The organism is Brevibacterium sp. 'Marine', from assembly GCF_012844365.1.
In the GTDB taxonomy this organism is placed as follows: Bacteria; Actinomycetota; Actinomycetes; order Actinomycetales; family Brevibacteriaceae; genus Brevibacterium.
This window is the reverse complement of sequence record NZ_CP051626.1, coordinates 1835463-1858285: the sequence shown is the minus strand read 5'-3', so window position 1 is coordinate 1858285 and position 22823 is coordinate 1835463. Positions and strand designations below refer to the sequence as shown.

General features: G+C 64.4%; 24 protein-coding genes and 1 tRNA gene. 2 read left to right on the top strand and 23 right to left on the bottom strand.

Annotated elements, in window-relative coordinates:
* Positions 1-72 precede the first annotated feature (72 nt).
* The 4 genes from HF684_RS08330 to HF684_RS08315 all read right to left on the bottom strand — a co-directional run bounded on the left by HF684_RS08330 (position 73) and on the right by HF684_RS08315 (position 2151).
* Positions 73-146: transfer RNA gene (locus HF684_RS08330), tRNA-Arg, on the bottom strand.
* A gap of 121 nt (positions 147-267) precedes the next feature.
* Positions 268-474 (bottom strand): hypothetical protein, encoded by a 207-nt coding sequence (locus HF684_RS08325; protein ID WP_169252120.1) that lies wholly within the window; start codon positions 472-474, stop codon positions 268-270.
* 88 nt (positions 475-562) lie between these two features.
* On the bottom strand, positions 563-877 hold the full coding sequence (locus HF684_RS08320) for a thiamine-binding protein (RefSeq protein WP_169252119.1): 315 nt from the start codon (positions 875-877) through the stop codon (positions 563-565).
* Positions 878-960: 83 nt separating this feature from the next.
* Positions 961-2151: an acetyl-CoA C-acetyltransferase gene (locus tag HF684_RS08315; protein WP_169252118.1), complete on the bottom strand. Its 1191-nt coding sequence runs from the start codon at positions 2149-2151 to the stop codon at positions 961-963.
* 233 nt (positions 2152-2384) lie between these two features.
* Here HF684_RS08315 and HF684_RS08310 point away from each other — a divergent pair, with 233 nt between their 5' ends.
* Entirely contained in the window at positions 2385-4034 is a 1650-nt protein-coding gene (locus HF684_RS08310; protein WP_169252117.1) for a cell division protein, read from the top strand.
* 117 nt (positions 4035-4151) lie between these two features.
* Here the strand turns inward: HF684_RS08310 and HF684_RS08305 are convergent, their stop codons facing one another.
* The gene (locus HF684_RS08305; protein WP_169252116.1) at positions 4152-4448 is read right to left on the bottom strand and encodes a hypothetical protein; all 297 of its coding nucleotides are present in this window, start codon (positions 4446-4448) and stop codon (positions 4152-4154) included.
* A 30-nt stretch (positions 4449-4478) separates the two neighbouring features.
* Here HF684_RS08305 and nucS point away from each other — a divergent pair, with 30 nt between their 5' ends.
* Entirely contained in the window at positions 4479-5174 is a 696-nt protein-coding gene (nucS, locus tag HF684_RS08300; protein ID WP_169252115.1) for an endonuclease NucS, read from the top strand.
* Positions 5175-5294: 120 nt separating this feature from the next.
* Here nucS and murA read toward each other — a convergent pair whose 3' ends face one another.
* The 18 genes from murA to thrC form a co-directional block, all read right to left on the bottom strand.
* Complete coding sequence (gene murA, locus HF684_RS08295) at positions 5295-6608, bottom strand: UDP-N-acetylglucosamine 1-carboxyvinyltransferase (protein ID WP_169252114.1); 1314 nt, start codon at positions 6606-6608, stop codon at positions 5295-5297.
* Positions 6608-7075, bottom strand: a complete 468-nt coding sequence (locus HF684_RS08290; protein ID WP_025776910.1) for a DUF2550 domain-containing protein — start codon at positions 7073-7075, stop codon at positions 6608-6610. The genes murA and HF684_RS08290 overlap by 1 nt, the downstream gene beginning before the upstream one ends.
* Before the next feature lie 22 nt (positions 7076-7097).
* Positions 7098-7358 carry a F0F1 ATP synthase subunit epsilon gene (locus tag HF684_RS08285; RefSeq protein WP_025776911.1) on the bottom strand — a complete coding sequence of 87 codons (261 nt, stop codon included), beginning with the start codon at positions 7356-7358 and terminating at the stop codon, positions 7098-7100.
* A 3-nt stretch (positions 7359-7361) separates the two neighbouring features.
* Complete coding sequence (gene atpD, locus HF684_RS08280; RefSeq protein ID WP_025776912.1) at positions 7362-8810, bottom strand: F0F1 ATP synthase subunit beta; 1449 nt, start codon at positions 8808-8810, stop codon at positions 7362-7364.
* A 26-nt stretch (positions 8811-8836) separates the two neighbouring features.
* Complete coding sequence (locus HF684_RS08275) at positions 8837-9769, bottom strand: F0F1 ATP synthase subunit gamma (protein ID WP_169252113.1); 933 nt, start codon at positions 9767-9769, stop codon at positions 8837-8839.
* 31 nt (positions 9770-9800) lie between these two features.
* On the bottom strand, positions 9801-11435 hold the full coding sequence (gene atpA, locus HF684_RS08270; RefSeq protein ID WP_169252112.1) for a F0F1 ATP synthase subunit alpha: 1635 nt from the start codon (positions 11433-11435) through the stop codon (positions 9801-9803).
* 81 nt (positions 11436-11516) lie between these two features.
* Positions 11517-12323: a F0F1 ATP synthase subunit delta gene (locus tag HF684_RS08265; protein ID WP_169252111.1), complete on the bottom strand. Its 807-nt coding sequence runs from the start codon at positions 12321-12323 to the stop codon at positions 11517-11519.
* Complete coding sequence (locus HF684_RS08260) at positions 12323-12874, bottom strand: F0F1 ATP synthase subunit B (protein ID WP_025776916.1); 552 nt, start codon at positions 12872-12874, stop codon at positions 12323-12325. The genes HF684_RS08265 and HF684_RS08260 overlap by 1 nt, the downstream gene beginning before the upstream one ends.
* 19 nt (positions 12875-12893) lie before the next feature.
* Positions 12894-13118 carry a F0F1 ATP synthase subunit C gene (atpE, locus tag HF684_RS08255; RefSeq protein ID WP_101572413.1) on the bottom strand — a complete coding sequence of 75 codons (225 nt, stop codon included), beginning with the start codon at positions 13116-13118 and terminating at the stop codon, positions 12894-12896.
* A gap of 81 nt (positions 13119-13199) precedes the next feature.
* On the bottom strand, positions 13200-13946 hold the full coding sequence (gene atpB, locus HF684_RS08250; RefSeq protein WP_169253831.1) for a F0F1 ATP synthase subunit A: 747 nt from the start codon (positions 13944-13946) through the stop codon (positions 13200-13202).
* Between the two features lie 329 nt (positions 13947-14275).
* Positions 14276-14722: a hypothetical protein gene (locus tag HF684_RS08245; protein ID WP_169252110.1), complete on the bottom strand. Its 447-nt coding sequence runs from the start codon at positions 14720-14722 to the stop codon at positions 14276-14278.
* Complete coding sequence (locus tag HF684_RS08240) at positions 14719-15828, bottom strand: MraY family glycosyltransferase (protein WP_169252109.1); 1110 nt, start codon at positions 15826-15828, stop codon at positions 14719-14721. The genes HF684_RS08245 and HF684_RS08240 overlap by 4 nt, the downstream gene beginning before the upstream one ends.
* Entirely contained in the window at positions 15829-16479 is a 651-nt protein-coding gene (locus tag HF684_RS08235; protein ID WP_169252108.1) for an L-threonylcarbamoyladenylate synthase, read from the bottom strand.
* A gap of 74 nt (positions 16480-16553) precedes the next feature.
* The gene (gene prmC / locus HF684_RS08230) at positions 16554-17444 is read right to left on the bottom strand and encodes a peptide chain release factor N(5)-glutamine methyltransferase (RefSeq protein ID WP_282433935.1); all 891 of its coding nucleotides are present in this window, start codon (positions 17442-17444) and stop codon (positions 16554-16556) included.
* A 37-nt stretch (positions 17445-17481) separates the two neighbouring features.
* Complete coding sequence (prfA, locus tag HF684_RS08225; RefSeq protein ID WP_169252107.1) at positions 17482-18558, bottom strand: peptide chain release factor 1; 1077 nt, start codon at positions 18556-18558, stop codon at positions 17482-17484.
* A 1-nt stretch (position 18559) separates the two neighbouring features.
* Entirely contained in the window at positions 18560-20608 is a 2049-nt protein-coding gene (rho, locus tag HF684_RS08220) for a transcription termination factor Rho (RefSeq protein WP_169252106.1), read from the bottom strand.
* Between the two features lie 224 nt (positions 20609-20832).
* Positions 20833-21735 carry a homoserine kinase gene (gene thrB / locus HF684_RS08215; RefSeq protein WP_169252105.1) on the bottom strand — a complete coding sequence of 301 codons (903 nt, stop codon included), beginning with the start codon at positions 21733-21735 and terminating at the stop codon, positions 20833-20835.
* 2 nt (positions 21736-21737) lie between these two features.
* The gene (gene thrC, locus HF684_RS08210) at positions 21738-22823 is read right to left on the bottom strand and encodes a threonine synthase (RefSeq protein ID WP_169252104.1); all 1086 of its coding nucleotides are present in this window, start codon (positions 22821-22823) and stop codon (positions 21738-21740) included.

Sequence of the window (22823 nt, the reverse complement as noted above, 5' to 3'; positions counted from 1 at the left end):
TCGGCGCGGAATTGCTCAGCGGCTGAGCAGACCGGTCGAATCCGCCCGATAGCCGGCCGCGGGCATGAGAAGCGCCCCCGGCGGGGCTCGAACCCGCGACCTACCGCTTAGAAGGCGGTTGCTCTATCCGACTGAGCTACGGAGGCTCAAATATCGTAACCGATGCCCGGATGAGAACAGAAAGCGGCCCCGGCTCGGTGGGGACTGTCTCAGTCGCCGCCGCGAACCGGGGCCGGATCGCTGCCGTGGAAGCTCGGCAGGAGAACCTCAGTAATGACGGGCCGCGTTCTCCATCGATCTGCGCACTGTCACGAAGGACACGGCGACCACTCCCGTCATCGCCAGGATGACTGCTGCGGCTTCGATGCCGAACGCGAAGTCGACGATGATCGGAAAGAATCCCGCGAGCATGAAGCCCACCAACGCGACGAACGTGAGTGCCGTGGCAACAGAGAAGAGCTTTGCACCATTCATTGTCCATCTCCTTCGATCGATGCATCCGATGGAGAAAGACTAACGCCAGATGAGACTCACGTCACTGAGAATTTCGGAAGAATCGGACTCAGGATTCCCCGCGGGCGTCGATCGCCTTCTCCAGACGCTCGAGTTTGCCGTCGATCTCTCCGGAGTAGCCGGGTCTGATATCGGCCTTGACCACCAGCGACACCCGAGTGCCGAACTCACCGACCGCCTCGGCGGCGTCTTTGATGACCGCGAAGACTTCGTCCCATTCGCCTTCGATGGTCGTGAACATCGAGTCCGTGCGGTGCGGCAGTCCGGACTTGCGGACGATCTCGACGGCTGCGGCCACGGCGTCGTGGACCGACGCATCGGCCCCTTCTCCCCCGCTGGGCGCGACTGAGAATGCTGCGAGCATGGTGGTCCTTCCTATCCTGCGCGGCGGGGAGCAGATCGACTCCCCGCCACATCATGTCTCTGACTGCGAGTGAACGGTTCTGCTCAGGCCCGAGCAGGCACTGTGACGATGAGCGAATCACCCTGCCCACCGCCGCCGCAGAGCGCGGCGATACCGGTGCCGCCGCCTCGACGCTGGAGCTCGAGGGCAAGCGTGAGGACGACTCGGGCACCCGAGGCACCGATCGGGTGGCCCAGCGCAACGGCGCCTCCGTTGACATTGACCTTGTCCTCGTCGATGCCGAGATCCTTCGCGCTGGCCAGACCGACAGCGGCGAAGGCTTCGTTGATCTCGTAGAGATCGAAGGAGTCGGCCGCAACTCCCTCGCGTTCGGCGGCGGCCTTGATGGCCTGGGAGGGCTGATGCTGGAGAGTCGAGTCCGGTCCGGCGGTCCATGCATGCGACCGGATCTCTGCAAGGATCGGAGCGCCGAGCTCCTCGGCCTTCTCACGCGACATCACCACGACGGCGCAGGCTCCATCGGAGATCTGCGAGGCGTTGCCGGCGGTGATCGTTCCATCCTTGCGGAAGGACGGACGCAGCTTGGACAGGGACTCGACCGTCGTGTCCGGGCGCACCCCCTCATCGGCGGAGACGGTGACATCGCCCTTGCGCGAGCTGATGGTCACAGGAACGATCTCATCAGCGAAGGCACCGGTCTCCTGTGCCGCCGCAGCGCGCTGGTGCGAACGAGCGGAGAAGGCGTCCTGCTCGGCGCGGGAGAACTCGCGGTCACCGGCGTTGGCTTCTTCGGTCAAACCGCCCATGGCCTGATCGGTGAAGGCGTCCCAGAGACCGTCGTAGTCCATGTGGTCTTTGACGACGACATCGCCGTACTTATAGCCCGAACGGGACTTCATGAGCATGTGCGGGGCCTGGCTCATCGACTCCTGACCGCCCGCGACGACGACGTCGTACTCGCCGGCGCGGATCAGCTGAGCGGCCTGAGTGATCGTATTGATCCCCGACAGGCACAGCTTGTTCACCGACACGGCCGGAACAGACATGGGGATGCCGGCCTTGACTGCAGCCTGTCGACCGGGACCCTGACTGTCCCCGGCCTGAAGAACCTGACCCATGATCACGTAGCCGACGTCGGAGCCCTGGATGCCGGCGCGATCGAGAGCACCGGCGATGGCTTCGGCGCCGAGCTCGACGGCGCTGAGTTTCGACAGCTCGCCCTGCAGCCGCCCGAACGGTGTCCGTGCTCCGGCGACGATCACTGCATCAGCCATATTTCCTCCTCGGATTTCCGTGCTGGCGACTCGTGTCCGCAGCACGTATGCGTTTCGACGTCCTCCAGCCTAGTCGAGGCCCATGTGGCCTGCATCACTGGGTCCGCACAGCCCTGGCGGCGGCCCCTGTCCACACTCGCGCATTCGCACCCAACACTCATGGAGTCTCCGTTAGAGTAGGACGAGGACAGCCCAAGTACACCCCCTTTCCACGATGACAGGAGTTCGCTTCAGTGACGCCCACCGAAGAATTCCGCACAGCGATGCGCGGCTACGAGAAGAGTGAAGTCGATTCGCGTCTGCAGCAGCTGCGCACCGAGGTCGAATCGGTCCGCAAGGCTCTGGCCGATGCGCGCAGTCAGGTCATCAATGCAGATCGGGCGAAGCTGCAGATCGCCGGAGAGCTGTCCGAAGCCAAGGCACAGCTGAAGAAGGCTGCCAACGACAACGCGGAGGCCGCCGGCCCTCCCGGAAGCCGCATCGATCATCTGCTCAAGATCGCCGAATCACAGGCCCGTGAGACCCTCGCCCAGGCCAATTCCGACGCTGAGACGATCCGGAACAAGGCTCGCGCCGAGGCCGCCTCCGCACGTGCGCGCATGCACACCGAGAGCAACGACACTCTGTCCAATGCCCGTTCGGAAGCCGATGCGATCACGTCCTCGGCCGAGCTGCGCGCCGAAGAGACGATCAAGGCCGCTGAGAAGCGCGCTGCCGAGCTCAGCGCGACCACCGAACGCGAGACCAACCAGGCGAAGGAAGCGAATGCCGCTTCTGCGAAGGAAGCTCGCGAGAGTCTGGATCTCGAGCTCTCCGAGCTGCGAGCGACCGCCGAGAAGGAAGCTGCCGACCTGCGTGCCGAGGCCAAGACCGAGGCAGAAGAGACAGTGGCCGCTGCACAGGCACAGGCCGATGAGCTGCTCAAGGCCGCAAAGGCCCGTGACGAGGCGTCGAAGAAGGCCGGAAACGACTTCGACGTCGAACTCGCGAACAAGCGCAAAGAAGCCGAGTCCGAACGCAAGAAACGCTACGAAGAGGCACAGGCCGAGAACAAGAAGCTCGTCGAGGAGGCTCAGGCCCGTGCGGCGAAGGCCGACACCGAGGCCAAGGAAGCTGCCGAGCGTGCCGAGCAGACTCGCACCGACGCAGTGAAGAAGGCCGACGAGATCATCGCCGACGGAAAGTCCCGTGCGCAGACACTCATCGCCGAAGCTCGGGCCACCGCCGAGGCGACCATCGAGGAGTCCGCGGCAGAGGCCAAGCGCAATGTCGCCTCCGCCCAGTCGCAGGTCGATCTGCTCACGAAGCAGCGCAAGACGATCACCGCTCAGCTCGATCAGCTCCGTTCGCTGTTCGCAATGCCCGGGGTCATGGGCGGCGACTCAGTGGATCCGGCGAAGGCAGAATCGGCGTCTCACGCCACCGAGCAGATCGCCGACGGCCAGGAGCTCGAAGACCTGCTGGCCGACGACGACTCTTCGAATGCGACGACGGCCGACGAATCGGCGAAGTCGACCGGTGACGAGAAGTCCGGCGATTCCGCGAAATCGTCCGACGACGCATCGTCGACAGACACCACTGCCGAGTCTTCGAAGACCGAGTCCACGAGCTCGACCGGACCTGCGAAGAAGGGTCAGACGGGACCTCAGGACAGCAGCTCAGCGAAGACGTCCGCTCAGTCGGCCGAAGGGTCGAAGTCGACTCCTGATTCGAAGAACGCTTCGGGGGCGAACGCCGACTCCGCCGATGATGCCGAGGACACTGCGAGCGAGGACCTGCCCAACGGTGCCACCGACGAGGACACCATCTCGATCGATGCGCAGGTCTCCGGCTCGAAGAACAACAACTCGAAGACCTCACGCTCGCGCAACTCGCTGCGCTGAGGCCGACTGAGACGATCATGACGAAGGGACCCGCTGCTGCGGGTCCCTTCGACGTTTCCGGCGTGGCACCTCGGTCGCCGGCGACCGTTCGTCCGACCGACTGCAGGTGGCATGAGATCACCGGAAGCGGTCGAAGCAGTGCTGGTGCCAGTGGCGTCTGCTCTCGACCCCGATCTCGATTCCGTGCGGGGCGTCCTGCCGCCAGGCGACGATATGGCTCGAGGCGGCACTGACGTCGCGGCTGCAGCCGGGGCAGACATAGACCTTGCCGGATTCATTTCCCTTCACGGTCTGCACAGACCAGGTTCCGTCCGGCAGAGAACGGCTCGTCCTCATACCTGACACGGAGTCGGACAGATCGCGGGGTGCCTGCTGCCATTTGTTCTTGCGACGCGAGGATGAAGATCGTGGCATTGAGTCATTGTCTCACGTAGGCTGAAGCGCGTGCGTCTAGTCATAGCCCAATGCTCCGTTGATTATGCCGGTCGTCTGACCGCCCACCTTCCGATGGCCACCCGCCTCATCATGCTCAAGTCCGACGGCTCGGTGCTCATCCATTCCGACGGCGGTTCCTATAAGCCGCTGAACTGGATGACGCCCCCGTGCACGGTTCGTCATATCGAGCCCGATGCCGAGCAGGCAGAGGCCGGCCTGACCGAGCTGTGGGAGGTCTCTCAGACGAAGACCGGCGACCGCCTCGTCATCTCCATCGCCGAGGTCCTCGCAGACGACACCTATGAGTTCGGAGTCGACCCGGGACTGGTCAAGGACGGTGTCGAAGCACATCTGCAGGAGCTGCTCGCCGAGCACATCGAGACCCTCGGCGAGGGCTACAGTCTGGTTCGCCGCGAATACATGACGGCCATCGGTCCGGTGGACATCTTGGCTCGTGACGACGGGCAGAAGTCAGTGGCCGTGGAGATCAAACGCCGCGGCGACATCGACGGCGTCGAGCAGCTCACTCGCTATCTCGAACTGATGAATCGCGATCCCCTGCTCAGCCCCGTCCACGGTGTCTTCGCGGCTCAGGAGATCAGACCGCAGGCACGTACGCTCGCTGAGGATCGGGGCATCCGCTGCGTCGTCCTCGACTATGACGCACTGCGCGGAATGGACGACCCCGAGACACGCCTGTTCTGACCCAGGCCTGCCCTATGCGCAGGAAGAGATCGGCGAGAACAGATCCCTCACCGGGCACGGAAGGGCTCCACCGGACTCGGAAGCCGACGACTACTCGACGAGGAGCGTTGCGTGGGAAGCTCAGCCGAAGTTGAGAATGTCTCGCTTCTCGACCCGCTGGACGTCGACACCGAGGCTGCGCAGGTTATCGACGAAGTTCTCGTAACCGCGTTCGATGTGGTCGATTCCGGAGACTTCGGTGACTCCCCCGGCGCGCAGTGCGGCCATGACCAAGCCAGCTCCCGCCCGGATGTCGGAGGCCTCGACTTCGGCGCCGGAGAGGCTCTCGCTGCCGGTGACAAGCGCGTGGTTGCCGTCGATGCGGACCTTCGCACCGAGGCGGGCGATCTCCTGGACGAAGCGCCAGCGTGCTTCGAACAGGTTCTCCGAGAGCAGACCGATTCCGTCGGAGACCGAGTTCAATGCGATGACGAACGGCTGCAGGTCGGTCGGGAATCCGGGAAACGGCATGGTGGCGACCCGGATGGCGTGAGGACGCTGAGCGCCGATGACACGGAACCCCTTGCCTTCGGTCCCATCCCCGAGGATGATCTCGCCGAGGTCTTCGACCGTGGCGCCCGAATCGCGCAGCTTCATTCCGATGTTGGGCATGATGTCGAGCCCGACTCCGCGCACGGTCACGTCACCTGCGCTCAAGGCGGCGCCGAAGGCGAAAGTCCCGGCGACGATGCGATCGCCGACTGTGCGATGGGTCACCGGCTGCAGCGATTCGACACCGGTGATGGTGAGGTCGGACGTGCCCACTCCTTCGATCTGCGCACCCATCTCGACGAGCATCGTGCAGATGTCGACGATCTCGGGTTCGCGCGCCGCATTGGCGATGGTGGTGGTGCCCTGAGCGAGGGTTGCCGCCATGACGAGGTTCTCGGTGGCGCCGACGGAGGGGAACTCGAGGACGATCTCGGTGCCGCGCAGACCGTTCGGAGCCTCGGCGACGAAGTAACCGTGGTCAAGATGGACGACTGCTCCCAGAGCCTCGAGCCCGGCCTGGTGCATATCGAGTCCGCGGGAGCCGATGGCATCTCCGCCGGGAAGTGCCACATGCGCGGCGCGCATCCGTGCGGTCAGCGGCCCGAGGACGGAGATCGACGCCCGCATCGCACGGACGAGTTCGTAGTCGGCCTGGATGCCGACTTCGGCAGGGACGTCGATGCTGACAACGCCGTCTTCAGCGTCATAGTCGACCGTGCAGCCGAGGCGGACGAGCAGTTCGACCATGATTCGCACGTCGAGGATGGCCGGGACGTTGGTGATGGTGGTGCGTCCCACCGCGAGGAGGCTCGCGGCCATGAGCTTGAGGACGCTGTTCTTGGCGCCCCTGACATCGATGGTTCCCGCCAACTGTGCGGGCCCGGTCAGGCGGAAGACATCCATTAGGTGAACCGTCCCATCGTCGGATTGAAGCCAGGGGGTGATGATTCGAGCCACGAAGCCATCGTGGACAGAGATTCGGTGTCCATTGCCAGGGACACCGAACGCGGACGACCGTCCGCCTTGCCGTACGAGCAGTCGACGACGACCGCTTCGGGCAGAACCGAGTACTGCTCACCGGAGGTGGGCTTGCGCCGGACGAGGATATCCAGATCCGCGCGCGGCAGTCGGAATGCGGCACGGCGCGTCAGTGCGAAGACCGGATACCAGTCCAGGGACGTGACCGAGAACACCGCCACACCCAAACGCCAACGTGGGCGAGAAGAGTACTCCTCGCCCACGTTGATGGAACAGTCAAAGGCACCCGAGAGCTTCGAGATCGACCTGCGTCGGATCGTGACGACCACGATCAGAGCAAGCGCGAGTCCTACCAACGAGAGCAGAACGATCAGCAGGACAGAAGGGTTCACGGTTGCCAGTGTAACGCGCAGATCAGAGAAGTTCGGCCTGATCAGCGGCAATGATCACACGGTTGTTCTCCACCGAGAGGAATCCACCATCGGCTTTGACCCTGATGGTGTCCTCTCCCGGGGTGAGAATCCGTGCCTCGCCGTCGGCGACGACACCCAGCACGGGCTCGTGACCCGGCAGGATGCCGATCTCGCCGTCGAGGGTACGGGCGATGACGCGCTTGGCCTCACCCGCCCATACCTCGCGATCAGCAGCCACGACATTCACTTCGAGTGTCGCCATGGCTTACTTCTGCATCTCTTCGTAGTTGCGCATGACATCGTCAAGGCCACCGACGTTGAAGAATGCCTGCTCAGGGATGTGGTCGACTTCGCCGGAGCAGATCTTCGAGAAGCCTTCGATCGTGTCGGCCAGCGGCACGGTCGAACCGGGAACCTGCGTGAACTTCTCCGCGGTGTAGGTGTTCTGCGAGAGGAACTGCTCGATGCGACGTGCACGGTGAACGACGAGCTTGTCCTCTTCACCGAGTTCATCGACACCGAGGATGGCGATGATGTCCTGCAGTTCCTTGTTCTTCTGCAGAATCGCCTTGACCTCATTGGCCACGCGGTAGTGCTCGTCACCGACGATCAGCGGATCGAGGATGCGCGAGGACGATGCGAGCGGGTCGATCGCCGGGTACAGACCGCGCGAGGCGATGTCACGGCTGAGTTCCGTGGTCGCGTCGAGGTGGGCGAATGTCGTCGCCGGAGCCGGGTCGGTGTAGTCATCGGCGGGAACGTAGATCGCCTGCATCGACGTGATCGAGTGACCACGCGTCGAGGTGATGCGCTCCTGCAGCAGACCCATCTCGTCAGCCAGGTTGGGCTGGTAGCCCACGGCAGAGGGCATGCGACCCAGCAGGGTCGAGACCTCGGAGCCGGCCTGGGTGAAGCGGAAGATGTTGTCGATGAACAGCAGCACGTCCTGGTTCTGCACATCGCGGAAGTACTCCGCCATGGTCAGCGCCGACAGCGCCACGCGCAGACGGGTGCCTGGGGGCTCATCCATCTGGCCGAACACCAGCGCGGTGTCCTTGAAGACTCCTGCCTCATCCATTTCCATGATGAGGTCGTTGCCCTCACGGGTACGCTCGCCCACACCGGCGAACACCGAGGTGCCAGAGTGGTTGTGCGCGATGCGGAAGATCATCTCCTGGATGAGCACGGTCTTGCCGACGCCGGCGCCGCCGAACAGACCGATCTTTCCACCCTGGACATAGGGGGTCAGGAGGTCGATGCTCTTGATGCCGACTTCGAGGATCTCGGTCTTCGACTCGAGTTCGTCGAAGGACGGTGCCGGACGGTGGATGGGCCACCGTTCGGAGATCTCCAGCTCCTCGCCGTCGGCGAGGTTGAGGCAGTCACCGGTGGTGTTCCACACGTGGTGCTTGGTCACGTCTCCGACGGGAACGGAGATCGGTGCGCCGGTGTCGACGACTTCCTGTCCGCGGACGAGGCCGTCGGTCGGCTGCAGCGACACGGCGCGGACGAGTCCGTTGCCCAGGTGAAGCGCGACCTCGAAGGTCAGCTTCCGGGTGCCTTCGGACAGTTCCACCGACGCGGTCAGTGCATTGTAGATCTCGGGCACGGAGTCGAGCGGGAACTCGATGTCGACAACCGGGCCGATGACTCGGGAAATCCGGCCGAGGGCAGTGCCCTGTGCCGGAGAGGTTTCCGTTGCTGTGGCAGTCATGGTCTCTTTCTCTCTGCTCTCGCCGGTCAGTCGCCGGCTGCCGATGCCGCGAGGGCATCCGCCCCACCGACGATCTCGGTGAGTTCCTGGGTGATTTCCGCCTGGCGAGCCGTATTGGCCAACCGGGTGTAGGTCTTGATGAGATCATCCGCGTTGTCCGTGGCTGTCTTCATCGCCGCCTGTCGCGATGCCTGCTCGGATGCTGCTGCACTGAGCAGCGCCGACAGAATGCGCGAATCGATGTATCGCGGCAACAGAGCGTCGAGTACAGCCTCCGCACTCGGTTCGAACTCGTAGAGTGGGAACGCGGGGGCGTCGGACGATCCGCCGGCCTGTCCGCCGGCCGATGCCTCTTCGGCGTCGACGACCTCCAGCGGAAGCAGACGCCGGTATTCCGGGTCGTGCGTGACGCTGGAGACGAAACGGGTGAAGACGATGTAGATCTCGTCGATCCCGGAGTCGTCCGACTCCGGATCGAAGTTCTCCAACAGCGCCTCACCGATCTCGCGGGCGTGCTCGGCCAACGGGTTCTCGGAGATGCCTGTCCAGGACTTCTCGATCTTGCGATCGCGGAAGGTGTAGTAGTTCTTGGCCTTGCTGCCGACCGTGAACAGATCCACACTCTTGCCCTCGTTGCGCAGCAGCCGAATGAGTTCCTCGGCCTCGCGCAGCAGGTTCGCCGAATAGGCCCCGGCGAATCCGCGGTCGGGACCGATCACCAGGACGGCAGCACGCTTGACGTTGTCCGATTCCGTGGTGAGAACGTGGTCGACGTTCGACTCGCTGGCCACTGCCGACACGGCCCGGGTCAGGGCGTTCGCGTACGGGCTTGCCGCCTGCGAGCGGGCAATGGCCTTCTGGATCCGCGAAGCAGCGATGAGCTCCATCGCCTTGAAGATCTTCCTCAAGGACTGAGTCGAGCGGATCTTCTGTTTGAAGACCCTCTGCTGGGCTCCCATCAGTTCTTCCTTTCGCCGTTACGGAACAGGTTCAACGCTTCTGCCGAACGATCTGCTCCTGCTCGACCTCGTCAGAGGAAGCGGCTGCGGTGTCTTCGCTTCCGGCCTTCGATCCGCTCTGGTCAGAGCTGGCGAAGTTCTGGGTGAACTCGGCCAGGACGTTCTTCAGCTCTTCGGTCGTGTCGTCGTCGAGCTTCAGCGTCTCACGGATGGTCGTGAAGATGCCGGTCTTGCGCTCGATGTGATCGTGCAGTTCGGTCTCGAACCGGAGCACGTCGCCGACCGGGATCTCGTCGAGGTAGCCGTTGGTTCCGGCGAAGATCGACACTGTCTGCTTCTCGAACGGCATCGGAGCGTACTGACCCTGCTTGAGCAGTTCGGTCAGTCGCGCACCGCGAGCCAGGTCACGCTTGGTCGCATCGTCGAGGTCGGATGCGAACATCGCGAACGCCTCGAGCGAACGGTACTGAGCCAGCGAGATCTTCAGTGTGCCTGAGACGCCCTTGAGGGCCTTCGTCTGAGCGGCACCACCGACTCGAGACACGGACACACCGACGTCGACAGCGGGACGCTGACCGGCGTTGAACAGATCGGACTGCAGGAAGATCTGTCCGTCGGTGATCGAGATGACGTTGGTCGGAATGAACGCACCGACGTCGTTGGCCTTCGTCTCGATGATCGGCAGACCGGTCATCGAACCGCCGCCGAGGTCATCGGAGAGCTTCGCGCAGCGTTCCAGCAGACGCGAGTGCAGGTAGAAGACGTCACCGGGGTAGGCTTCACGGCCCGGCGGACGACGCAGCAGCAGGGACACGGCGCGGTAGGCCTCGGCCTGCTTCGACAGGTCGTCGAACACGATGAGGACGTGCTTGCCGTCGTACATCCAGTGCTGACCGATTGCCGAGCCGGAGTAGGGGGCCAGGTACTTGAAGCCGGCAGGGTCCGAGGCGGGCGAGGACACGATGGTCGTGTACTCGAGCGCTCCGGCTTCTTCCAGCGAACGGCGGACGCCGGCGATGGTCGAGCCCTTCTGGCCGACGGCCACGTAGATGCAGCGGACCTGCTTCTTGGGGTCTCCGGTCTCCCAGTTGGCCTTCTGGTTGATGATCGTGTCGATCGCCAGAGCGGTCTTGCCGGTCTTGCGGTCGCCGATGACCAGCTGACGCTGGCCACGGCCGACGGGGATCATCGCGTCGATGCTCTTGTAGCCGGTCTGGAGAGGCTCACGCACTTCCTGGCGGTCCATGACGCCGGCGGCCTGGAGCTCGAGCTCGCGGCGGCCGACGGTCTCGATATCGCCGAGTCCGTCGACGGGACGACCCAGCGGATCGACCACACGGCCGAGGTAGCCGTCGCCGACCGGGATCGAGAGGACCTCTCCGGTGCGGTAGACGTTCTGCTCTTCGGCGATGCCGGAGAACTCGCCGAGGATGACGACACCGATCTCGCGTTCGTCGAGGTTCTGTGCCAGGCCCAGGGTGCCGTCTTCGAACCGCAGGAGTTCGTTGGCCATGGTGCCGGGCAGACCCGAGACGTGAGCGATACCGTCACCAGCGGTGACGACCTTGCCGACTTCGGTCTTTTCCGAGCTCTCCGGGTTGTACGAGTCAACGAACTTCCCGAGAGCGTCCCGGATCTCTTCCGGGCGAATTGTCAGTTCCGCCATCTGGTTTCCCTGCTTCCTTTACTCAAATCTTGCGTCCGGCGACCGGTGGGCCGCCGATGCCGGAGAAGCCGGCCACTAGTGTCAACCTGCGAGCTTGCGCTGCACATCGGCCAGTCGATCGGCCACGGTCGAGTTCATCATCTCGTCGCCGACCTGCACCCGGACTCCCCCGAGCACTTCGGGGTCGACCTGCACATTGAGGACGAGTTCGCGACCATAGCTGGCCGACAATGCCGCCTGCAGCCGTTCGGTCTGCGACTCGCTCAGAGGCTTGGCGACGGTGACGTCCGCAACCGACCGCTGCTGCCGGGCGGCGAGGATATCGCTGTACTGGTCGAGCGCCTTCGCCACGCGGAGACCCCGCGGGTGCTGAGCAGCTTGTTCGACCAGCTTGATGGTGTCGGGCTGTGCCTTGCCGGCGAGCAGGTCCGTCACGAGAGCGCGTTTGCTCTCATCGGTGGCCTGCGAATCGAGCGCGCGGGACAGCTCGTGGTTGGATTCCAGCAGACGCGCGAAGCGGAAGATCTCCTCTTCGACCTGTCCCAGCTTCGCGTCGGCCTGTGCGGCAGCGGCGATCGCTGTCACCCCGGCGACTTCGAGGCTGGTGACGAGGTCCTGGGTCCGCGCCCAACGACGGCCGACTGCCTGATCGCTGATGCGCAGAACCGCATCCGTGATCCGAGTCGAGAACAGAGTCCGCAGCAGCTGCTGCTTCCTCTCGGCCGACTCGGAGGAGTCTGCCAGAGCCTTGCGCAGTCCGACATTCTCGGCGAGGAGGCCGACGACTGCCAGAGTCTCCTCTCCGATCTGTCGGGGGTCTCCCCCGGAGATCTCGGAGTTCGCGGTCTCGAGGACGGCCTGCAGGGACAATCTGCTCGACTGGAGCATCACGCCCCCTTGACCGGCTGCGCGGACGAGTCGGACTCGAGATCGGAGATGAAGCGATCGACCACATTGGCCGAACGCTGGTCATCGGTGAGGGACTCACCGACGATGCGCGAAGCCAGGTCTGTCGCGAGAGTGCCGACCTCGGAACGCAGCTGCACCATGGCGGACTGACGTTCGGCGTCGATCTGAGTCTGTGCCTGAGCGATGATGCGATCAGCCTCGGTGTGAGCCTGGGCCTTCATCTCGGCGATGATCTGGGCGCCCTCTTCCTGAGCCTCGGCGCGCAGTCGTGCAGCTTCGGCACGACCGTCGGCGAGCTGCTTCTGATACTCGGCCAGAGCCTGATCGGCTTCGGCCTGCACCTTCTCGGCCTTCTCAATTCCACCCTGGATGCGCTCAGCACGCTCGTCGAGGGTCTTGTTGAAGGCGGGAAGGACGTACTTCCAGACAACCAGGAAGACGATCAGCAGACAGACGGCACTCCAGAGGATGTCGTAGGCCGCCGGGAGAAGCGGGTTCTCCGCGGAGGCGACGATGTTTACCGGAGTCATCTTTCAGTCCTCTTCGAGATCAGGGCAGGAAGAACGGGGTGGCGATACCGATGAGGGCCAGGGCCTCGATCAGAGCGATACCGAGGAACATGTTTCCGCGCAGGGCGCCGGCCATCTCGGGCTGACGAGCGGTTCCTTCGATGGTCTTGCCGATGACGATTCCGACACCGATACCGGGACCGATTGCGGCGAGGCCGTAACCGATCGTCGAAACGCTACCTTCAACTGCGGCGAGCATATCCATAGGATGCTTTTCCTTTCATAATGAAGCCGGGTGGTTGGCCCGACCGTGCAACTCGTGAGTTACGGATCTGGGGGTGCGAACTCAGTGGTCGTCCGAGATCGCGGCATTGATGTACACACAGGACAGTAGAGCGAAGATATATGCCTGCAGCACGACGATGAGCATCTCCAGGACGAAGACGAACATGCCGCCGGCGAAGGTGACGATGCCGAAGAACTGGAATCCGTTGGCAGCGTCGAAGAGGAAGAAGCTCGTGGCGGAGAAGCAGAGGACGAGCAGGAGGTGGCCGACCATCATGTTCGCGAAGAGTCGGATCGCCAGAGTGAACGGCTGAGTGACGAACTTCGTGATGAACTCGATCGGGATGAGCAGGATGTGCATCGCCGGCGGAACGCCGGGCAGGATGAGCGCGTCCTTGAGGTAGCGGCCGAGGCCCTTCTCTGCGATGCCGGCCCAGTGGTAGGTCACATAGACCACGAGGGTCAGCACGATCGGCATGCCGATGACGCCGGTGCCCGGCATGTTGAGGAACGGAATGAGCTTCGTGACGTTCCAGAAGAGGATGCCGAAGAAGATCGCCACGATGAGCGGCATGAACTTCTTGGCCTTCTCCTTGCCCATCGTGTCTTCGGCGATGCCGACCGTGACGAATTCCATGGCGAGCTCCATGCTCGACTGGAACCGGGACGGGATGAGCTTCATGCGCTTGGCCCAGACGGCCAGAAGCACAACGACGGCGACGGTGGCGATGATGCGGATGAGCATCACACGGTTCATTTCGAACGGTGTGCCCTCAAAAAGGAACGAGGCTGGAAAGAACTCAGCCATCGACGGTGCGTGGAAGCCGCCTTCTGCAGCACTGACTGTTGTGTTCGCGGCGTTGAGTGTTCCCACGTTTTTACTACTCTCCCATGGTCAAGGGCCCTGATGGCCTGGCCTTGGCCTCGCACTGATGGCGAGGCTTGAGGTTCAGGAGCGACAAAGGGCGAAGATCCGCCCAAGCACCGGGTCTACTCTACCAACTGTAGAGAGTGACCGACAAATTCATCAGGCTTCTCTGTGCAATTTCTGTCAACGATTTTATACGACACGTCATTCGTCTCTGGCCCCACCTCTCGACGTGTCTCCGAACTGCGCGGCGACGAGGCTTCCAGCGCCTATTTCGCCTCCGGATCGACATAGGGAACGCGTCCCCTGACCACGGTGATCGCTTCGACGAGCGAGGAGCCGATCACCGCGACGACGATCGTGAAGAAGGCGACCGTGCCGTCGAGCCAGGTCGCATCCTTGATGCGCCAGATGACGATCATGAAGATGAAGGCCTTGAACAGGAATCCGATGCCGAGGAACCCGGCGATCGCGGTCAGTCCCATATTCCGTCCCACGTACATGACGACGAGGGTGATGATGATGAAGACCGCGGCCAGTCCCCCGCCGACGGCTCCGCCGACGAGTCCCGTCATCCCCGAGACCAGCCAGCCGATGCCCATTCCGAGGGCCGCGACGACGAGGACGAGGATGATGCCGCGGATGAGCAGCGTCCTCCACACGCGGGTCCAGGCTGCTTCGACTTCGGTCTCTTGGCGCGGTGTCGGGTCGGTCACGGGATTTCCTCTCTGGCTTTCTGACGCATGCGAAGGGGATAGAAGGTGACGATGAGGGTGACAGCCACCAGTGCGCCGATGACACAGGCGGAGAACAGCCAGCCCTTGAAGAGGAGCAGCACAGATCCGAAGGCGATGAGCGCCGTCCAAGTGTAGAGGATGAGCACCGCACGCGCATGGGAATGTCCCAGACGCAGCATCCGGTGGTGGAGGTGTTTGGCATCGGCGGAGAACGGAGACTGTCCGGCTCGCAGTCGACGCACCACAGCGAGTCCGAGGTCGAGCAGCGGCAGGAACATCACCGCGACCGGCAGGATGATCGGCATGAAGGTGGCGAACGCTCGCTCCTGCCCGATCAGTGCCGGGTCGACCTGACCGGTGACTCGGATCGTCGAAGCGGCCAGCAGCAGGCCGATGAGCATCGACCCGGAGTCGCCCATGAAGATCCGGGCCGGATTGAAGTTGTGCGGCAGGAAGCCGAGACAGGCGCCGACGAGGATCGCGATGATGAGCGAGGCGAGGTTCGCATACGACTCCGGTGAGGCGTCACGAGCCAACCAGTAGGAGTAGATGAAGAAGGCGCTGCCGCCGATGGCGACGACTCCCGCGGCGAGGCCGTCGAGCCCGTCGACGAAGTTCACCGCGTTGATGGTCACGAGGACGACGAGGACTGTGACGATGATCGACATCCGCGGAGAGCCGATGATGACCCCTCCGAAGGGTATGGACAGCAGCGCCACTCCCTTGATCGCCATGAAGCCTGCGGCGAGTGCCTGGCCGGCGAGCTTCGCCATCCAATGCAGGTCCCAGATGTCATCGATGACTCCGAGCAGACACAGCAGGCCGGCGGCTCCGGCGATGCCGACGATCGGTCCCGGTTCGACGAAGATCCGATTGAGGAAGGGCATCTGGGAGGCGAAGATGAGACCGGCCAGCAGCCCGCCGAACATCGCCACTCCGCCCAGCCTCGGCGTCGGAACGGAATGGACGTCGCGGGCACGCAGCGGTGAGAAGATCTTTCCTCGTTCGGCCACCCGTTTGACCATGGGCGTCAGCAGGTACGCCACGAGGGCGGAGACGATGAGGATGAAGAGGTAGGCGCGCACTCAGCCGTCCAGGTCGATGAGCTCGGGGACGATCTCGCGCAGCTCCTCGGCGGTGATCGGCCCACGGCGCAGGATGCGGGGCACGTCACCGCTGAGGTCGATGATGGTCGAGGACATCCCCGATTCCCGCACTCCACCGTCGACATAGATGTCGACGTCGTCGCCGAGCATCTCCTGCGCTTCATCGGCGGTCCGAGCTGCGGGCTGTCCGGAGATATTCGCGCTCGACACGGCCAGCGGTCCGGTGCGGGCGAGCAGAGCCAGGGCCGATTCGTCGTCGGGCATGCGCACGGCCACGGTTCCGTGGGTGTCGCCGAGGTCCCAATCGAGAGAGGGCTGGGCATCGGCGATGATCGTCAGCGGTCCGGGCCAGAACTTCGCCGTCAGCGCCAGCACGGTCTCATCGACCCCATCGACGAGACCGAAGATGGTCTCTGCGCGTGGGACGAGAACCGGAGGTGGCATGTCCCGGCCGCGGCCCTTGGCAGCGAGCAGTGCCGCGACCGCCGAAGCACTGAAGGCATCGGCGGCGATCCCGTAGACGGTATCGGTGGGAATGACGAGCAGGTTGCCCGTGTCGACGACTCGCGCGCACTCGTCGAAGACGAGCTCACGGATTTCGGCTTGGCTGACGTCGAATCGTCTCGACACGAGTTCTCCGTTTCGAATGTTCGGTGTGGTCGCGGTGCAGGGCCGTGCATGACACGGATTCGTCCCCGCGCCTCCTACGCCTGGCGGCGTGCCACGGTATAGCGGTCGCGTCCAGTGTAGTCCTGGAAGGTGGCGGCGTGTCTCAGACTGGCCGTGGCCTCCAGCAGTTCCCGTGCCCCGGCGCCCTGTTCCTCGCTGTGTTCCATGAGGAAGAGCCCACCGGGTCGCAGCAGCTGCTCGGCCTCGCTGATGATGCGCCCCGGTATCTCCAGACCTGTGTCTCCGCCGAAGAGCGCGGCCGCCGGGTCATGGTCGGCCACCTCGGGATCCCGCGGCACCGCTGCATCAGGGACATAGGGTGGGTTCGTCACCACGATGTCGGCACGCCCGCGCAGATCGGGCCGCGCCTGGGTGATCCTCGTCGCGTCTGCGCCGATGAACTCGACTCTCGACTCGCCGAGGCGGCTGTGCTCGAGGTTCGTCAGTGACCAGTCGAGGGCGGCGGATTCGCGTTCGACGCCGAGGACGTCGACGCCATCGAATTCGGTGGCCACGGACAGTGAGATCGCGCCTGACCCGGAGCAGAGATCGATCACGATCGGACGTCGAACCTCCTCGGTCTCGGTCGTCGAGTCAGGCGTGGAGAATTCGGACAGTTCGGCGAGGACGCTGCCGACGAGGAGTTCGGTCTCCGGACGGGGGACGAAGACCCCGGGACCGACCTGCAGCTGCAGGTGACGGAAGTAGGCGATGCCGGTGAGGTGCTGCAGCGGTGTCCGCTGCCGGCGCCGGTCACAGAGTTCGGCGAATCGTGCACTCACGGATCCCGGCACCGGGTCGTCGAAGAGACGGTGGCGGTTCAGCGCTGCCCGGTCGATCTCCCATGCGTGGGCGAGCAGCTCGAGCGCATCGGCTTCGGGACTTGCGATTCCCGCCTCGGTGAAGAGTGTAGTGGCCCCGCGCAGGAGATCGGAGACGATCCTCGGCCTGTCGGTGTCCAGGTCAGTCCCCCAGTGCGTCGAGACGAGCGGCCTTGTCGGCGTCGCGGCAGGACCCGATGACGGGATCGAGTTCGCCTGCCAGCACCTGATCGAGGTTGTAGGCCTTGTATCCGGTGCGATGATCGGTGATCCGGTTCTCCGGAAAGTTATAGGTGCGGATGCGTTCGGAGCGATCGACGGTGCGCACCTGAGACCGACGGATGTCCGCAGCCTCCGCCGCGGCCTCTTCGGCCTGCTTGGCCAGAATCCGGGCCCGAAGCATGCGCATCGCTGCCTCTTTGTTCTGCAGCTGCGACTTCTCGTTCTGACAGCTTGCGGTGATTCCGGTCGGCAGGTGGGTGATGCGCACAGCGGAGTCGGTGGTGTTCACGGACTGGCCGCCGGGGCCGGACGACCGGTAGACGTCGATGCGCAGATCGTGTTCGTCCAGCTGCACCTCTTCGGGCTCGTCGACTTCGGGGAAGACGAGCACGCCGGCTGCGGAGGTGTGGATGCGCCCCTGCGACTCGGTGACCGGGACCCTTTGGACCCGGTGCACTCCGCCTTCGAACTTCACCCAGCCGTAGGCGCCGTCGTTCTTCGCCTTGACTGCCATGGTGACGTCTTTGTATCCGCCGAGATCCGAATGCGTGGCGTCGAGAATCTGGCTCGACCAGCCCCGCGAGTCGATCCACCGCTGATACATCCGCAGCAGATCGCCGGCGAACAGTGCGGATTCGTCTCCGCCTTCGCCGGCTTTGATCTCGATGATCGCGTCTCGGGAGTCGTCAGGGTCGCTGGGAACCAGGAGATCCTTGAGCTCACCCTCGGCCGTGTCCATCTCCGCCGACAGCCGCTTGGCCTCGGAGGCGAAATCGGCGTCGTCCGCGGCCAGTTCCACCGCGGCGGCGTGGTCGGCCTCGAGTTGGGCGAAGTGCCGGGCGGCCGCGGCGACCTTGTCGAGTTCCGCGTACCGCCTGGTCAGCTTCTTGGCCCGGCCGGCGTCAGCGTGGACCGCGGGGTCGGAGAGTTCCTCCTGCACCCGCGCATGCTCATCGAGCAGTGCACTGACGCTGGCCGTGAGGGTGTCGTCGACCATCTCAGCTGTTGTCGGTCGACGACTTCGGCAGCGGAGTCGTCTTCTGCACCTGCATGAGGAACTCGACGTTCGAGCCGGTCTCCTTGAGCTTCGACATGAGCAGCTCGACTGCCTGCTGCTGCTCGAGTCCCGAGAGCAGTCGGCGCAGCTGCCACATGACCTTCGTCTCTTCCGTGGTCATGAGCATCTCTTCGCGACGCGTGCTCGACGAGTTGACGTCGATGGCCGGGAAGATGCGCTTGTCGGCGAGCTGACGGCTCAGACGCAGCTCCATGTTGCCGGTGCCCTTGAACTCCTCGAAGATGACTTCGTCCATCTTCGAACCGGTCTCGACGAGAGCCGTAGCCAGGATGGTCAGCGAGCCGCCGCCTTCGATGTTGCGTGCGGCACCGAAGAACTTCTTCGGCGGGTAGAGCGCATTGGCGTCGACACCGCCGGAGAGGATCCGACCGGATGCCGGCTGCGCGATGTTGTAGGCACGTCCCAGGCGAGTGATGTTGTCGAGAAGCACGACCACGTCGGAGCCCATCTCGACGAGACGCTTGGCCCGTTCGATGGCGAGCTCGGCGATCGTGGTGTGGTCATCGGCCGGACGGTCGAAGGTCGAGGCGATGACTTCGCCCTTGACCGCGCGCTGCATGTCCGTGACTTCCTCGGGACGTTCGTCGACGAGGACGACCATGAGATGTGCTTCGGGATTGTTCTCGGTGATCGCGTTGGCGATCTGCTGCATGATCGTCGTCTTGCCCGCCTTCGGAGGCGCGACGATGAGTCCGCGCTGTCCCTTGCCGATGGGGGTGATGAGATCGATGAGGCGGGTCGAGTGCAGCTTCGAGGTGGTCTCGAGACGCAGACGCTCCTGCGGGTAGAGCGGAGTCAGCTTCGAGAACTCGACGCGGCTGCGCGCATCGTCGACGGTGAGTCCGTTGACGGAGTCGAGACGGACGAGGGCGTCGAACTTCTCACGCTTGTTGCCCCGCTGTTCGTTCTCACGCGGCTGACGGATCGCGCCGGCGACGGCGTCGCCCTTGCGCAGACCGTTCTTGCGCACCATGGAGGCCGAGAGATAGACGTCGTTCGGCCCCGGCAGGTAGCCGGACGTGCGGAGGAAAGCGTAGTTGTCGTGGACGTCGAGGATGCCGCCGACGGGAATGAGCACATCGTCGTTGCGGATCTCCGGCTCGTCGTTGCCGCGGCCGCGACGCTTCCGGTCCCGACCCCGTCCGCGACGGTTGCCGCCGCGGTCGTCATCGTCGTTGTTGCGGTTGCGACGATCGTTGCGGTCGTTGTTGCCGCCGCGGTCGTTGCGGTTCCCGCGGTCGTTTCCGCCGTCCCGGTCGTTGTTGCCCCGGCCGTTGCCGCCGTTACGGTCGTTGCGGTCGCTGCCGCCTCGATTGTCGTCGGAACGGTCGTTGTTCTTGCTGCGACGATCGTTGTCGCGTCCTCCGCGGGATTCACGGTCGGAGCGATCCTGGTTCCCGGAACGCTCCTGGTTCCCGGAACGATCCTGGCCGCCGTTGCGGTCGGAGGCGTCCTCGCCGCTGCCGTCGCGCTCTTCGGCGCGGGATTCCGCGGCCTGGGGCTCGGAGCCCCGGGAACGCGAACGGCTCCGGCGCGAGCGCTGACGGTCCTGGTCGCCGTTCGATTCGTCGGAGGATGCTCCCCCGGTCTGCTGCGCACCGGACTCGTTCGTCGACGAGTCGTCGGAGTTCGGTTCGATGATGAGCGCCGGAGCATCCTCGGATGCGGAAGCGGCGGAGCGACGCGAGGAGCGACGGTTCGCCGACTCCTGCTTCTCGGCCTGCTTCTCGGCCTTGGCGGCCGGTTCTGCGGCGGGCTTCTTCTCGGTGGGCTTCTTCTCGGTGGCGGCGGACTTCTGCTCAGCGGATCCGCCCGAGTGGCTGTTGATGGCGTCGATCAGTTCGCTCTTGCGAAGGCGACGGTAACCCTTGATTCCCAGCCCGGCAGCCATTTCCTGGAGCTGAGGCAGCCGCAGCGCTGTGAGGCTGCCGGTGCGCGGGGTGGAATCCTGAGTGGTGGTTTCAGACACGAAGGTCCTTCTCCCTCTTTCGGCCGTGCGGCATGTGCCGTTTGCTCACGGCGACGGAAACACCATTGACGGTGCGTTGTGAAAGAAAACCTGCTAAAGAATGAGCAGGAGATGTTCCAGAATCTATGACATCGGCGACGGATCTGTGAAGAACAGCGGGAAGCCGTGCCCTGTCGGAACACCCACAGTCTACTTGTTCGGAGACGATCTGGCGAATCGTTTCCTCAATTTTCTCGGCTCACCCGATAACCGCCGAGGTCAATCGCGGTGCGCCGAGCGACGATGCCTGCCGGCACGAGGGTGTCGGGCACCGCCTCGGCGAGGACGAGCACCGTCGGCCCGGCTCCGGAGATGACGGCCGGGAATCCCTCGGCACGCAGGGAGTCGACAAGCGCCATCGACTCCGGATAGGCGCTGCGGCGGAATTCCTGATGGAGCTGGTCACGAGTGGCGTCGAAGAGCACCTGCGCGTCGTTGCTCAGTCCGTGGACGAGCAGTCCGGCCCGAGCCGAGTTGTCCGCCGCGATCGCGTGATCGATGCCTGCGGGAATGAGTCCACGGGCGACCTCGGTGTCGAGGCGGGCGGAGGGAACGAGCACGGTGACGTACTCGAGCGTGCGCACGGGCACCTGCCACGACTTGACCGGCGCAGACAGGGAGACGGTGAGACCGCCGTAGATCGCGGGCGCGGCATTGTCCGGATGGCCTTCGATTGCGGTGGCGATCTCGAGGATCCGGTCGCGACTCATCTTCGCTCCGGTCGACCAGGCTCCGAGTTCCGCCGCGAGGCCGATCCCTGCCACGACTGCGGCCGCCGAGGAGCCCATCCCGCGGGAATGAGGGATCCGGTTGACGCACTCGAGCGACAGACGCGGACACAGATCGGCCGCGACGTCGGGGAATTCGGCCTCGAGCACCTCACCGATGATCCGCATGATCAGGTGCGAACGGTCCCGCGGCAGCACCTCGGCGCCCTCCCCCGTCACCTCGACGCAGCGGTCAGCGTCGACCGCTGCGTCTTCGACGGTGAGAGTGAGGGTGTCGACGATGTCGAGCGCCAGCCCGTACGAGTCGTAGCCGGGCCCCAGATTCGCCGAGGTGGCCGGGACCTCGAGTCTCACGCGCACGCTCAGCTGTCCTCGAGTCCCAGCGCGCGTGCGGCGCTGACGGCGTCGACGGAGACCCGCTGGGTCTCGATATCGGATCCGTCTGCGGTGTGCAGGGCCCAGCTGGGGTCCTTGAGACCGTGACCGGTCACGGTCACCGCGATCGTCGCATCAGCAGGGACACGACCGGCGTCGGCCATCTTCAGCAGACCCGCCACCGAGGCGGCCGAACCGGGTTCGACGAAGATGCCCTCTTCGCTGGACAGGATCTTGTGGGCGGCGAGGATCTCGTCGTCGGTGACCGAATCGATGAGACCGCCCGAGTCGTCACGCGCCGTTTCGGCCTGCGTCCAGCTGGCGGGATTGCCGATGCGGATGGCGGTTGCCACCGTGTCCGGTTCGTCGACCGGATGCCCCAGGACCAGCGGTGCGGCACCGGCGGCCTGGAAGCCCCACATCTGCGGAAGCTGCGTGGAGACCCCATGTTCGCGGTATTCGTTGTAGCCCTTCCAGTACGCCGTGATGTTGCCGGCGTTGCCGACGGGCAGAACATGGATGTCGGGGGCGTCGCCGAGGACATCGACGACTTCGAAGGCCGCGGTCTTCTGACCCTCGATGCGATCGGGGTTGACCGAGTTGACGAGGTGGACCGGGTAGGATTCGGAGAGCTTGCGGCACAGCGTCAGACAGTCGTCGAAGTTTCCGTCGACTTCGAGCAGAGTCGCTCCATGCGCGATGGCCTGGCTCATCTTCCCAGGCGCGATCTTGCCGGTGGGCACGAGCACAGCACAGGTGAGTCCGGCCTTCGTGGCATAGGCAGCTGCCGAGGCCGAGGTGTTGCCCGTCGACGCGCAGATGACGGCCTTGGCGCCATGGGCGACGGCCTTCGTGATCGCCATCGTCATGCCCCGGTCCTTGAAGGACGCGGTCGGGTTGAGACCTTCGTACTTCACCCATACCTGGGCACCGGTGCGCGCGCTGAGCTTCTCCGCCCGGATCAGCGGGGTCCCGCCTTCGCCGAGGGTGACTGCAGGCGTGTCGGCGGAGATGTCGAGGAGGCTGCGGTATTCCTCGACGACGCCCTGCCACTGGTGTCTGGGGTAGTTCAT